This is a genomic window from Paenibacillus sp. FSL R7-0345, from assembly GCF_038595055.1.
Taxonomy (GTDB): domain Bacteria; phylum Bacillota; class Bacilli; order Paenibacillales; family Paenibacillaceae; genus Paenibacillus_AQ.
The window spans coordinates 6058936-6072567 of the sequence record NZ_CP152002.1 but is presented as its reverse complement, the minus strand read 5'-3'; the positions used below and the strand labels follow the sequence as shown (position 1 = coordinate 6072567).

The following is a 13632-nucleotide window of genomic DNA, read 5'->3' as shown; positions in this document are numbered from 1 at the left end:
ATGCAGGTAGGGAAATAGGGATTGGTCTGCTGAACCGGTTTGTGGATCTGGGTTAGCAGGATTAGGTTAATCCGGTGAGTCCGGTGAATCATCTGTGTTCTTTGGTTTTAATGCTCCGTCTGTTTTAGATGTCTGGTCCGGCTTAGCTGCTTCTCCGGCAGATGGCTGCGATTGTGCAGCAGCGGCCGGGGCGGTGGAAGAGACGGGAGCAGAAGAAGCAGAAGAATCGACAGGAACAGTAGGAACAGTAGGAACAGTAGAAGCAGTAGGAACGGCTGAAGTAGTAGTGGTAGTCGTCGTGATAGCCGAAGCACTATCAGCAGCCCGGGCAATACTAGCCTCAGACAACAGGTAATTGCCAAGTATCTTGCCGGTCACATCACTGTGCGCCTTGGCAATGACATGGGCGGATACCACTGAACCAATCCGCTGGCCCTCTGCTGTGCCGGCTTCAACAGATGCTGTTACAGCAGCGACATCGCCGCTAAAGTGCAGGGTGACGCTAAGTGAGCCGCCGACTCCGATAACCCTCTCAACGGCGACGAGCTGCACATCCGCTGCTTTGAGTGCAGCATCTGCCGCCGAGACAGCAGTGGTGAACCCCAGCGTCTCGATTAAACCAAGTGCTTGCATGAAAAGTCCCCCTTGTACGTTGATCCGTTGTCTGGCAGCGGTTAAGTTCTTCTGCATGGAGCAGATAAGCCGGCAAGCCCCGGCGCGGACGCTGCCATCTGCTCTGCTGTGCCGGTGAGAATGGAGTAACCGCGCTCTGTGCACAAGCGCAGGCCTGAGCCGGGATTGCGCTGCAGCCACTGCTCGGCAATGCCAATGCTGTTCCAGCGGGTGGAGCCGGCCACTACGGCAACGGCTTCCTGCGGACCGCCGCTGAAATAGCGGCGAAGCAGCCTTCCGGGCTCCCGGCTGATCCAGATCCGGACGGCTGAATTAGCGCCGTCCTGCATCCGGGCGGTAAGCTGTTTAAGCTTATCCGCGACCAGCTGGTAATCCTGGCCGAATAGCTTAAGCTCAAAGCTGCCGCCGTCTGCGCTCCAGCTGATATCGGCCTCCAGGCCGGAGTCCTGCGGGAGCAGCTCTTCGGCGGCGAACAGCTGGCCGGGATGGCAGGAGGGAGCGCTGATAACCCCGGCAGCGCTGTAATTCCGGCCCGGGCTGCCGAGCAGCGGACGGAGATCGTCGCGGATGCGGGGGAACAGCCAGACTTCCATATCGGCCGCCGGGAGCTGAACAGGCTCCAGCGGGTCCTGTTGTTCTGTAGCAGAGGCTGGTGCGCTGACGGCACGGGTGTTATCCTGCTGCTCCGGCCAGGATAAGGTGCGCTGGAGCAGCGGAGACAGGTACTGTTCCGCGAACTGGCGTCCCTGCCCTGGCTGTTCTTTGACTGGCGGGTCGGCTTTCTGCTGCAGGGAATCTGTATGCGCCGGGGAGGCCGGTTTCCTTACTTGAGTTGCTGCTGGTAGGGGGGAGCTTAATACTGATAGTGCAGACCCCGCAGCTCCAGCTGCTTCAGCAGCAATTGAGGCGAGCCGCTTGGCTGCCTGCTCCTTCTGGTAATTGATCCGTTTAAGCGGAAGGGTTAGCTCCGGCTTAGGGCAATTCCCTGGGGTGGAGCAGGTAGGCGTGCAGTTTTTTTTGCTGTCAGCAGTGCAGCTGACGGCAGATGCTACAGGAGTTGCCGGACCTGCCGGAGCTGGAGTGCGGTTCCGCTGCAGCACTTCGGCCACAACATCTTTCATAAAGCTGGACAAGGGTAATCACCTCCCTGATGACTTTAATGCTGCTTGCAGATTAAAGGAGCATTCTGGCGAGATCGGCATGCGGTCGCGGTATCACATTAGATGAGACTAGCTGTCCGCCGGTCTTCGGATAAGCAGCAATTCCTGCTTCCACTGCGGCAGTTACCGCTGCGACATCACCTTCGACGATAACGGTAATGAGGCCGGAGCCGACCCGCTTGAAGCCGGCCATCCGTACATTGGCGGCTTTACACATGGCATCCAGCGCTTCCAGCGCCGGGGTCAGACCGCGTGTTTCAATTAAACCGATTGCTTGCATGAGCCACCTCCTAAACGTCTTGCAGGCGTTACTTTCGCCTGAATTATGAGCCTGATGATTAGCTAATGAGGATGAGGAGCGGCGGCTGATTTGAGGCAAACTGCTAATATTCTTCCTAGAACGGTGGTCGGCAGCATTTAGTTGGATTTCCGACACTTAATTCCGCCGATTTCCAGGATTTCTAATCAATAGTTGGAAAATAAGCACTTATTTTTGAACGTAAACCCATTTATGGACGAAATCAGAAGAACTAAGTGACGTTTATCCAATTAGATTTCTCTTTCCAGGCTGTTAGCCAAAAATAGATGACGATTTTCCACTTAGCTCACTCAGCCCGCCGGGTACAAACATCGTCGTAAACTGCAGCTATTTCTGCAAGGGAGACGGTTGCTAACAAGGTGTCGAAGCTAAAGAGGTATTGAAGTTAACAAGGATTTAATGTTAACGGTGTTACCGACAGCCGAACTGGCGGATATCCGGCAGGTGCAGTACGGACACTTGCTCTAACCCTACAAATAATCCGCCAGCCGGATCTCATCCTGGCCCGGGATGTGCGTTCTCCGGTATTGTTCTTTATGCGCGAGCGGGCAGGTGGCGTCGATGCCCATTTTGGCGGATACGCCGCGCAGGTTATGCGAGGGCTCAAGCGGCGAGCCTTTGGCTCCCGGAACGATGAACAGGTCGAGGTCGGCCTGTACCCGGGTAGCGATGGCCCACTCCACATCGAGCGGGTCCAGCAGATTGACATCCTCGTCGACCACCACGGCATGCTTGAGATCCTTATCCCCGGCAAAAGCGGCCAGCAGTGCTGTCTTGCCGTCACCCTCCTGAACCTTGCGGATCTGGATGACGGCGTGATAGCGCCCGACACCTCCCATCGTAATGTGCACGGCCTGCACCCCCGGAACGACCTGGCGGACGGAGCCGAGCAGGGCGACCTCGCGGGCAATGGCCATCGGCAGCTTTTCCTCGTAGCTGGCAGGAAGAATGGTCTGCCAGATGGGCCCGCTGCGGTGGGTAACGGCCGAGATTTCGACCACCGGCTGCTCTGTCCGCGGCCCGTAATAGCCGCCGAGCTCACCGAACGGGCCTTCCGGCTGACGCACCCCGGGCATAATCCGGCCCTCGAACACAACCTCGGCTTCCGCCAGCACCTCCAGATCGACCGTCCGGCAACGGACGACCTCCAGCGGCTGGCCGAGCAGGGTAGAGGCCACCTCCAGCTTGTCGGTGTGGAACAGATGCGTGCTGATCTGCGAAGCCAGCACCACTGCCGGAACTACCCCGAACATAAAGGCACACTCCAGCGGCTCGCCGCGCGCCTCGAAATCCCTATACTGCTGAAACAGCTCCGGCGATGAGATCAGGATGCCGGTCCGGTTCCCGTCCAACAGCTGCATCCGCCGGATGGAAGTGTACCGCTTGCGGCCGTCCTCCCCCTTGACGACCATTACGCCGGAAACGTAATAAGCACCGCTGTCCTCCGCGTGATACGTACAGACCGGGAATAGCTCCCTAAGGCTGATTCTCCCAGTAATAACCTGCTCCTGCACCGGAGCCTGCTGTACCAGCCGGGTTGGTGTAGGCTGGACGATCGCAGCTATCAGCCTTGGCAGCAGCTCCTCCGGAGTCATATCCATGCTGTCTGCGATCAGCTCCTTGGAGCCGCCTAAGCCAACGGCCATTGGTCCGGTATGGCCTTTGACCTTCTCGAACAGCAGCGGCTGCCTGCCGCGGACAGCCTTCACTACTGCGCCAAGCTCGAAGCGCGGGTCAACCTCACGGCGAATGCGCAGCAGCTCGCCGCCCGGCTCCCAGCGGTCAAGTAATTGCCTGATATTGATGGCTGCCATTAGCTCTCCCCCCATCTTTTCATCAGCTGATGTTCAATGCCGAACGCGTCCAGCACCCTGGCGTTCATGAAGTTAACCAGCTCCCAGATTTCAGTCGGGTGATTATAGAAGCCTGGCGAGGCAGGGACAATGTCCGCACCCGCCCGGGCCAGCCGCAGCATATTCTCCAGGTGGATCAGATGCAGCGGTGTCTCACGCGGGACGATCACCAGCCGTCGCCGCTCCTTCAATACGACGCTGGCAGCCCGGTTCAGCAGGGTGTCACCCATGCCGTTTGCGATCGCGCCGAGCGTATTCATAGAGCAGGGGATAATGACCATGCCGTCTGTTTTGAATGAACCGCTGGCTACGGGAGCGAACAGGTCTGTGTTAGACAGCACCGTTCCGTACTGCTCCAGCTCCTGCAGCTTGATGCCGCATTCGTAACCGAGCACATTTTCCCCGGCACCAGTAGCGATGATATAGACCTCCACACCAAGCTGGTGCAGGCTGCGGATCAGGGAATAACCGTAAATGGAGCCGCTGGCTCCCGTGATAGCTACTACAATTCGCATGAGCGGCAATCTCCTTTAGCAGAGAGCTTGAATGTCTATGTTTTCACTTGTGTATAACAAAAAGAAGCCGCTGAAATAGAGAGGGTCCTCTAATCAACGGCTTCCTGCAATCTGTAAACAGATATAGGGCGAACCTTAGTAAAGCTGCGGCGCATCACGATAAATCGAAATGGAGCCTGACATTCAGTCTATTCATTTATTTTAAAATAGCTTCTGGAACGATACTGGCAGCCGCAAGTCCACAAGATAAATCCTGCATCATTGTTCAGCCCCGGTATCGCAAATTACAACAGTACAAGCCCAAGCTGTCTGGGGATCGTAATCCCTGAGTACGCCCGCAACCGGCAGCTCAAGCTCTTCGGCAAGCTTCCTCTGGATACGCCGCTTGAATTCCTGATGCAGTGCAGCATCCACGGACTGCTTGAGTTCCGGATAATGCTCCTCCAGGGCACGCAGTGCGGCAACCCGCTGGTGCTTTACCAGGAACATAATCATCGTATCGTTGGCAGCCTCCAGCCGGAGCTGGTTAACCCCGACGCCGTACAGCTCCTTATGGACCTCATTATAGCAGCGGGACAGCTTCTTCTTGTATTCATTGGAGGAGAGCAGCAGCGTGACATTCAAGAAGATCACTTCCCTGTAATAATATATTACATAATATATCCCATCTTAGCGTACAAGCTTCATTTTTTCAATAAGTTAAACTCCATTATAGAGAAAATCCTGCTAAAGTAAGTGACTAATGTTACATTACATAACTTTACTGCGGACGCGGAAGGTCCGGGGGGAGAGGCCGACCTCTCTTTTGAACATATTGCAGAACTGCGCGTCATTCACGAATCCGGCTGTGGCAGATACCTCGGAAATATGCATCTGGGTGTGCAGCAGGAGGGATTTGGCATAATGGATGCGTTTCAGCAAAAGATAACGGTGGGGCGACTCGCCAAAGCGCTCCTTAAATAAATGCCGGAACCGGTCGTAGCTGTACCCTGACATTTCTGCCAGCGACTGAACCGACAGCTTATGCCGGTAATGCTCATCCATATAGTTGAGCACATACTGCATCTGATCCTGCGCCGGAGACTGGAAGCCGGAGCCGCCCAGCAGCCGCTGCAGGTGTACTGTAATTTCGCTCATCTGCAAATTCAACAGCTCGGAGAAGCCCTCACGCTTGCGCTTGAATTCCCCGTTCATCCGCACCAGCGTCTGCAGCACGGTATGCTCCTTATCATCCTCAAATACGCCGGACAAAGTGCTGATTGCCGGGTTTTCGCAATGGAAGCCGACGAACAGCACCTCGGAGCGGGGCTGGTGATTCTCATCATGTTTGAAATTGGGCGGAATCAGGGCAAAGGAATGCGGCCGGAAATGATAGCTGCGCTGCCCGATGCTGCAGGTGCCGAGCCCGTGAATGTAATAGACCAGCTCGAAGCATTCATGCTGATGCCGCGGGATATGGGTATCCGCTTCATGCTCTGCATTTACAATATATAGGACTCGATCCATGTTGATCCTCCAACTCTTTTTCATTTAGCCGAATCGTGTAAAAAAATGACCGAAAGTATATAAAAGTTTGTCTTCTTATTTGCTATGATCGTATCAATTAAACGAAAGATCCGCAACCTGACTGGCCATCTTGTTCGGGAATTGACCGTTTAATGGACGTAAAACCACCTTTTTTATCACTGAATGTAAGCTATTCATTAATTTTCAGTTTTTTTATGAATTTGCATAAAGTCTTCTGCCGCATAACAACAGAACAAAACGTGTAATTGAGGAAGTCAGCCGTTTTACAAGCTACATCAATATCAAACAGGGGTGTGAACAGACAAAATGAAAAAGAATGTTCTTGCATTATTGCTGCTTATGGTAATGGTACTCGTCACTGCTTGCGGAAACAACACAGCTAACAACGGAAATGCGGCGGATGCCGGAAACAATGCGGCAGAGGGCACAAACGCCGGTTCCGGCGACAAGCTGAAGGTTGTCCTGCTGATCCCGGGAACGCTTGGAGATAAATCCTTCTTCGACGCAGCCAACAATGGCCTGCAGAAAGTGCAGACAGAGCTCGGCGCGGAGACCAAAGTAATCGAGATGGGAACCGACAAGACCAAATGGGAGCCTACTTTTAACGATATCGCCGCTGAGGACTGGGATGTTGTCATTTCCGGCGGATCGGAAATTACGGAAATGTTCAATATGACGGCAGAAGCGAATCCGGATAAAAAGTTTATCAACTACGATACAGACATCGAAGAAGCACCTGCTAACATGTATAACATGTCCTATTCTACTAATGAAGTATCTTTCCTGGCCGGTGCTGTTGCGGCACTTGCTACACAGTCCGATATGCCGAATGCCAACCCTGAGAACGTAATCGGTTTTGTCGGCGGTATGGATATTCCGGGAATCAACGCGTTCCTGGTCGGCTACATTCAGGGTGCCCAGTATGTTGATCCCGATGTAAAAGTTGCCGTATCTTATGCAGGCGATTTTGTTAACCCGGCTAAGGGCAAGGAATTGTCGCTGATCCAGTACAACTCCGGTGTGGACGTAATCTTTAACGTAGCCGGCGGTACAGGCCTTGGTATCTTCGATGCTGCAAAAGAAAAAACAAAGTATGCCATCGGCGTCGATTCCGACCAGGCTATGCTGCTTAAGGATACAGACAGTGAGAAGGCAAACCTGATCATTACCTCTGCAATTAAAAAAATCGACAGCGCCATTCTGGGTGCCGTAACCAAGCTTCAGGACGGCACACTTGAAATGGGCAAACGTGATGTCCTCAGCTTCGTTGAAGACGGCGTAGGCATTGCCGAAAATGATATCTACACCAGCGTATTCCCTGCAGATCTGCAGGCTAAGGTTGAAGAAGTGAAGCAAAAGCTGATCAACAAGGAAATCACCGTAGACAACGCAATGGGTATGGAAACTTCAGAGGTTGAAGCGATCCGTAATGCCGTTAAACCTTAAATCCATTAATTAAACACTAACCGGTTCGCCGTATCTCCTGCAGTTGGGATTCCTTCAGCCAAGAAGAATTCCAGCTGCCTATTTTTGCAGAAAACTAGTCTAGTTGAAAGGCGTTGATAACCCGTGGAACACGCGCTGCTGGAAATGCGGGGAATAACCAAGGTATATCCGAATGGTGTCGTTGCCAACCAGGATGTCCACTTTAGCCTGCGCGAAGGAGAAATTCATGCCATAGCGGGCGAGAACGGGGCAGGTAAGTCGACCCTGATGAAGATCATGTTCGGGATGGAGGAGCCGAGTGAAGGCGACATCAGCATCCGCGGGGAAAAGGTAAAGCTGCAGTCCCCGCAGGATGCAATCGACCGGGGTATCGGCATGGTCCATCAGCATTTCATGCTGGTGCCCTCCTTTACGGTAGCTGAGAATATGGTGCTCGGCATGGAGCCGCGTAAAGGGGTGGGCTTCAATTACAATGAAGCAGTCCGCCTGACAGAAGAAACGGCGCGTAAGTATAATCTCACTGTAAATCCCAAGGCAAAGGTCGAGGATCTTACCGTCGGGATGAAGCAGAAGGTGGAAATTCTGAAGGCACTGGTACGCGGGGCCAAAATCCTTATCCTGGATGAGCCGACCGCCGTACTGACTCCGCAGGAGACAGAGGAGCTGTTCGTGGAGCTCCAGCATTTGAAGGAGCAGGGGCACACGATAGTATTCATCTCCCACAAGCTGAAGGAAGTCAAAGCCATCTGTGACCGGATTACCATTATGCGCGGCGGTAAAAGCGAAGGCGTCTTCCAGACGCGGGATGTCAGCGAGCAGGAGATTTCACGGCTGATGGTCGGCCGGGACGTCGTGCTGAAATACGATAAAGATAGTGTTCCTTTCGGCAAGCCGGTATTGTCCGTAAGCAATCTGACGGTGCATGACAGCCAGGGCAAGGCATTGCTTGAGCGGGTCAGCTTTGCGGTACGGGAAGGCCAGATCGTCGGGATCGCCGGGGTAGAAGGCAACGGCCAGAATCAACTGGTCGAGGCACTTACCGGCGGGCTGCATGCTGTATCAAGCAGCGGGTCAGTAAAGGTTAACGAAACCGATATTCTGGCATCCGATATTCTCCGCATCCGCAGCCTGGGCGTTTCCTATATTCCGGAGGACCGGATGCGCCAGGGCGCTGCCGGAGATGCCAGCATCTCCGATAATCTGATCTCCACCCGTTACCGCACCAAAGAAATGAATAAGGGGCCGCTGCTGAACGGCAAGCGGATCGCCGCACTTGCTGCATCGCTGGTAGAGGAGTTTAAAGTACGGTGCTCAGGCCCGCAGCAGCCGATCGGGATGCTCTCCGGAGGCAACATGCAGAAGGTGGTTGTGGCCCGGGAATGCTCAACCAGCCCGCAGCTGCTGATTGCCGAGCAGCCGACCCGGGGCGTAGATATCGGTGCAGCCCAGTTCATTCACCAGAAGCTGCTGGAGCTGCGTTCCGCCGGCAGCGGAATCGTACTCTTATCGGCAGATCTGAACGAAATTCTGGAGCTGAGCGACAGTCTCCTGGTCATGTATGAAGGGGAGATTGTAGCCTACTTTGAGAATCCGTCCCAGGTAAGTGAAGAAGAGCTCGGCTTATATATGCTGGGCATTAACAGGCAGGACAAGCAGCAGATCGGGAGGGCCGTAAACCATGTTTAAAGTCAAATATTTTGAGGTGATCCGGACCACGGCGGTCATACTGATTGCGCTGGCCATCGCCTTTATCATTATTTCGCTGGTCAGTGACCAGCCGCTCAAGACCATCGGTATTTTTCTGTGGGAGCCTATCTCCACCAAGGGTCACATCGGTAACGTGATCGAAATGGCGATTCCGCTGATGTTCACCGGTCTTGCCGTCTCTCTGCTGTTCCGGGCCAATATGTTCAACCTCGGTGCAGAAGGTATCTTCTATTTCTCAGGCGTAGTAGCCTCTGTACTGGCGATTCATCTGAGCCTGAACAGCTGGTTTCATCCGATCGTAGCGATTGCGGCAGGTTCAATTGTCGGAGCGCTCCTGTCAGCGATCCCCGGTATTCTCAAGGCCAAGTGGAACGCGAACGAACTGGTAACCTCCCTGATGTTCAACAACATTTTGTTCGGGATCGGACTTTATCTGCTTAACTATCATCTGCGCGATGCGAAGGCTTTTGCCAATGTATCCTACAAGTTTCAAGAAACAGCCCAGCTGAGCAAAATCTTCACCGGCACACGTATTCATACCGGACTGATTATCGTACTGGTAATGATCGTTCTGGCCCACCTGTTCCTGTACCGGACCAAATGGGGCTATGAGCTGCGGATGACCGGTGTGAACCGTGATTTTGCCCGCTACTCGGGTATGAAGACTGCAAAAGTAATCATTCTGGTCCATCTGATCGCCGGCTTTATCGCCGGAATGGGCGGGTCAGTCGAAGTATTGGGAATGTACAACCGGTTCCAGTGGGCTTCCCTGCCGGGGTACGGCCTCGACGGTGCGCTTGTAGCGATGCTGGCCAAAAATAATCCGATATCCGTCATCGGCTCAGCCCTGTTCCTGGCTTATATCCGAATCGGCGCTGATATGATGGCCCGTCTGTCAGATGTGCCTTCCGAGATGATCTCGATCATCCAGGCGGTTATTATCCTGTTGATTTCTGCTGAGCAATTCCTGAAATTCTGGAAAAACCGGATGCTGCTGAAGGAGGCGAAAGCAAACGCATGAACAGTCTGCTGGATGTTATTTTTACGACGGACTTTGCCTTTTCGCTGCTGCGTGTAACCACGCCGATTCTGTTCGCCGCGCTGGGGGCGCTGATCTCCAACCGGGCCGGCATTATTAACATCGGGATGGAAGGGATCATGCTGGTGTCGGCCCTGGCCGGCGTCATTGTCAGCGCTTATACCCAGAGTGCCTGGGTTGGACTGCTTGGCGCAGTATTATCGGGAACGCTGATCGCCGGAATACTGGCCTTTTTTACCCTGAAATTCAAGACCCATATTATTCTTGGCGGGGTAGCGATCAACATGTTCGCCTCAGGCGGTACCGTATTTATCCTGTATCTGCTGAGCGGGGACAAGGGCTCCTCAACATCGCTTGCGAGCAAGGTGCTGCCAAGTGTCCAGATTCCGCTGATACAAGATATTCCCGTGCTTGGACCGATTCTGTCGGGTCACCACATCCTGACTTACGTCTCCATTCTGGCCGTGCTGGTTGTGTATTATCTGCTGAACCGGACACCGCTTGGACTGCGTATCCGTTCAGTCGGCGAGAATCCGCATGCGGCCCAGTCGGTCGGGGTTAGTGTGATCAAAATCCAATATACCGCACTGCTGCTCAGCGGATTTTTTGCCAGCCTGGGCGGGGCTTACATGTCGATGGGCTATCTGTCGCTGTTCACACGCGATATGATCGCCGGCCGGGGCTGGATCGCGATTGCCGCAGAATCCATGGGCCGCAGCACCACGATCGGAACGGCGCTGACTTCACTGCTGTTCGGAGCAGCGGATGCACTGTCCAACGCACTTCAGGTGCTGAAAATTCCGGCTGAGCTGATTGCTACGCTGCCTTATGTGGCAACTGTAATCGGCCTGCTGATCTACGCCATATCAGAAACCCGTAAGAAGAACAAGAAGGTCAAAGGTCCTGTAGTGAAGTAGCAGGGAGCTGCTTCAGGTAAGGATCGGCTGCAGATAAGGAAATGAGGGGGAGAACAACGATGCCAAGACCCATAATTATTGACTGTGATCCGGGGCATGATGATGCGATTGCGATTCTGCTGGCGCTGGCCCATCCGGAGGAGCTGGAAATCCGGGGAATTACAACGGTAGGCGGGAACCAGATTCTTGATAAAATAACCGATAACGCCTTGAAGGTGCTGAGTTTCGTCGATGCTGATATTCCTGTTGCCAAAGGGGCAAAGGGGCCGCTGTTCGGCAAGCTTGTAACGGGAGAGGAAGCACACGGGGAATCCGGAATGGACGGTCCGGTGCTGCCGGCCAGCAAGTTCAAACCGGTGGATCAAGGTGCGGTTGAGTTCATGCTTGAGATCATCCGTGCTTCGGAGGAGCCGATCACACTGGTGCCGATGGCACCGTTAACCAATATTGCGCTGTTAATTACCGCATACCCTGAAGTAAAGGACAAGATTAAGGAAATCTCGCTGATGGGCGGAGGCCTGGCTTACGGGAATGTGACCAGCACCGCTGAGTTCAATATCTTTGTAGACCCGGAAGCCGCACGGATTGTCTATGAATCGGGTATCCCGATTGTAATGAGCGGTCTGGATGTGACGGATAAGGCGGCGATTTTTGAGGAGGAGATCCTTGAACTGAAGCAGAAGGGCCCGGTGTCCGTTATGGTCGGGGAACTGCTGGATTTCTACTCGATCTATGGCAAAAAAATGGGCTATGTCGGCAATGCGCTGCATGATCCATGCGCCGTTGCCTGGCTGGTGCATCCGGAGCTGTTCCAGTCCGAGCATCTATATGTGACAGTCGAAACCGAGGGCAAGCTGACCCGCGGGATGACCGTTGCCGACCGCAGAAAGAAGCCGGACCGCCAGCCGAATGTGCAGGTGCTGACCGGCGTCGCCCGTGAAGCATTTATGAAGCTGCTGTTCGATTCACTGGAACGGCTGGACCGGAAGCTGATCGCGGCAGCCGGGGTAAATAGCTGATGGCTGGCTGGGAGAATCTGCAGGAGACGGTAAAATTCGAACTGCAGCAGCGGAATGAGGAAGGCTGCCAGACGGACGGAATCGCTGAGAAGCTGGCTGCTGCTGGAAAAGATGATAGCAAGCTAACGGAGGTCTACCGCGAGCTTATGGAGCTTCAAGTGGCCGAGGATTTCCCGTATCAGGAGCCATCGTCGCTTGAGGAAATCCGCGCCTTGCGGCCGGAGGGGCCGCGCAGGCTGGACCCTTCATGGACACCGGAGCAATGGCGGGACAAGTTCCACGGGGCCTGGCTGGGCAGAAGCGTCGGGTGTGCGCTCGGCAAGCCGCTGGAGCACTGGGATTATCTGTACGGCAAGGACGGCCGTCCGGGCTGGAGGAATATCGAGCTCTGGTTCCAGGGCGCGGATGCCTGGCCGATCAAGGGCTATACGCCGGATAACTCCAGAGCGGAAGCGGAGTATGGCCTCGGCCTTAGCGCCTGGTCCTTCACCAGTACCCGGGAGAAGATCAGCTACATGGAGAGTGACGACGATCTCCGTTATACCGTCCTCGGGCTGCTGCTGCTGGAGCAGAAGGGACTGGACTGGGATGCCTGGGATATCGGCAAGCTGTGGCACGGGAATTTGACCTATGCCCAGGTTTGCACGGCAGAGACGCAGACTTACATGAATTTCGCTGCTGAAACCTCCCACATGCACAAAGAGAAGCCAACAGATTGGGCACAGCGGCTGGAGCGGGTACGGATGCATCTTAATCCGTACCGCGAATGGATCGGTGCGGCGATCCGGGCAGACGGGCTGGCTTACGGTGCAGCCGGCCATCCGGAGCTGGCTGCTGAGCTGGGCTGGCGCGATGCGTCCTTCTCCCATGTGAAGAACGGAATCTACGGTGAGATGTTCAACGCGGCCATGATTTCGGCCGCCTTCGCCGAGAAGGACAACGAGCGGATTCTGGAGATTGGGCTCAGCGAGGTTCCGGCAAAGAGCCGGCTTGCCGAGGCGGTGCTCCAGGGTATCGACATTGCCCAATCGGCCAAGAGTGAACGGGAGCTGGTCAGCCGTATCTGGGATAAGTTCAGCCATTATGATCCGGTGCATACAGTCAATAATGCTGCGCTTGTTGCCGCTTCCCTGGTCTATGGGGGCAATGATTTCGAGAAGGCGGTAGTCACATCTGTATATGGCGGAATGGACACAGATTGCAACGGTGCTACGGTAGGCTCAATCATGGGCGCGCAGCTGGGGGCAAGCCAGCTGCCGGCAAACTGGACGGTCCCTCTGAACGATACGCTGTACGCGGATCTGCCCGGCTTCCATCCGATTGCCATTTCGGACTGTGCCGAGCGGAGCTATCAGGTGTTTCTGAAGCTGCGTGCGGAGCATGGACAGGCCTAAGCAGCTATTATCCTTTGTATAAAATGATAACAACGCTCTTTGACAGGAGGGGACGCTACAGCGTTCCGTTTGCCAAAGAGCGTTTTTTAATGCGGAAATATGT

At 54.5% G+C, this 13632-nt stretch carries 13 protein-coding genes; 6 read left to right on the top strand and 7 right to left on the bottom strand.

Annotated features, from left to right (window positions below):
• Positions 1 to 66 precede the first annotated feature (66 nt).
• From NST84_RS26195 to NST84_RS26165, 7 genes are all read right to left on the bottom strand, one after another.
• The gene (locus NST84_RS26195) at positions 67 to 633 is read right to left on the bottom strand and encodes a BMC domain-containing protein (protein ID WP_342563013.1); all 567 of its coding nucleotides are present in this window, start codon (positions 631 to 633) and stop codon (positions 67 to 69) included.
• 41 nt (positions 634 to 674) lie between these two features.
• Positions 675 to 1766 carry a hypothetical protein gene (locus tag NST84_RS26190; RefSeq protein WP_342563012.1) on the bottom strand — a complete coding sequence of 364 codons (1092 nt, stop codon included), beginning with the start codon at positions 1764 to 1766 and terminating at the stop codon, positions 675 to 677.
• A gap of 40 nt (positions 1767 to 1806) precedes the next feature.
• Positions 1807 to 2073 (bottom strand): BMC domain-containing protein, encoded by a 267-nt coding sequence (locus NST84_RS26185; RefSeq protein ID WP_342563011.1) that lies wholly within the window; start codon positions 2071 to 2073, stop codon positions 1807 to 1809.
• Positions 2074 to 2582: 509 nt separating this feature from the next.
• Positions 2583 to 3926, bottom strand: coding sequence for a UbiD family decarboxylase (locus NST84_RS26180; RefSeq protein ID WP_342563010.1), 1344 nt, complete (start codon positions 3924 to 3926; stop codon positions 2583 to 2585).
• The gene (locus NST84_RS26175) at positions 3926 to 4480 is read right to left on the bottom strand and encodes a flavin prenyltransferase UbiX (RefSeq protein WP_342563009.1); all 555 of its coding nucleotides are present in this window, start codon (positions 4478 to 4480) and stop codon (positions 3926 to 3928) included. The genes NST84_RS26180 and NST84_RS26175 overlap by 1 nt, the downstream gene beginning before the upstream one ends.
• Positions 4481 to 4738: 258 nt before the next feature.
• Positions 4739 to 5104, bottom strand: a complete 366-nt coding sequence (locus tag NST84_RS26170) for a Na-translocating system protein MpsC family protein (RefSeq protein WP_342563008.1) — start codon at positions 5102 to 5104, stop codon at positions 4739 to 4741.
• Between the two features lie 126 nt (positions 5105 to 5230).
• Complete coding sequence (locus NST84_RS26165) at positions 5231 to 5986, bottom strand: AraC family transcriptional regulator (RefSeq protein WP_342563007.1); 756 nt, start codon at positions 5984 to 5986, stop codon at positions 5231 to 5233.
• A 327-nt stretch (positions 5987 to 6313) separates the two neighbouring features.
• On the opposite strand from NST84_RS26165, the gene NST84_RS26160 reads away from it, so the two are divergent.
• The 6 genes from NST84_RS26160 (at position 6314) to NST84_RS26135 (ending at position 13529) form a co-directional block, all read left to right on the top strand.
• On the top strand, positions 6314 to 7453 hold the full coding sequence (locus tag NST84_RS26160; RefSeq protein ID WP_342563006.1) for a BMP family ABC transporter substrate-binding protein: 1140 nt from the start codon (positions 6314 to 6316) through the stop codon (positions 7451 to 7453).
• 123 nt (positions 7454 to 7576) lie between these two features.
• Positions 7577 to 9139 (top strand): ABC transporter ATP-binding protein, encoded by a 1563-nt coding sequence (locus NST84_RS26155; protein ID WP_342563005.1) that lies wholly within the window; start codon positions 7577 to 7579, stop codon positions 9137 to 9139.
• Entirely contained in the window at positions 9132 to 10181 is a 1050-nt protein-coding gene (locus tag NST84_RS26150; protein WP_342563004.1) for an ABC transporter permease, read from the top strand. Before NST84_RS26155 ends, NST84_RS26150 begins: the two co-directional genes overlap by 8 nt.
• Positions 10178 to 11116 carry an ABC transporter permease gene (locus NST84_RS26145; RefSeq protein WP_342563003.1) on the top strand — a complete coding sequence of 313 codons (939 nt, stop codon included), beginning with the start codon at positions 10178 to 10180 and terminating at the stop codon, positions 11114 to 11116. The genes NST84_RS26150 and NST84_RS26145 overlap by 4 nt, the downstream gene beginning before the upstream one ends.
• A 59-nt stretch (positions 11117 to 11175) precedes the next feature.
• Positions 11176 to 12135 carry a nucleoside hydrolase gene (locus tag NST84_RS26140; RefSeq protein ID WP_342563002.1) on the top strand — a complete coding sequence of 320 codons (960 nt, stop codon included), beginning with the start codon at positions 11176 to 11178 and terminating at the stop codon, positions 12133 to 12135.
• Positions 12135 to 13529 (top strand): ADP-ribosylglycohydrolase family protein, encoded by a 1395-nt coding sequence (locus NST84_RS26135; RefSeq protein WP_342563001.1) that lies wholly within the window; start codon positions 12135 to 12137, stop codon positions 13527 to 13529. Before NST84_RS26140 ends, NST84_RS26135 begins: the two co-directional genes overlap by 1 nt.
• Positions 13530 to 13632: the final 103 nt, after the last annotated feature.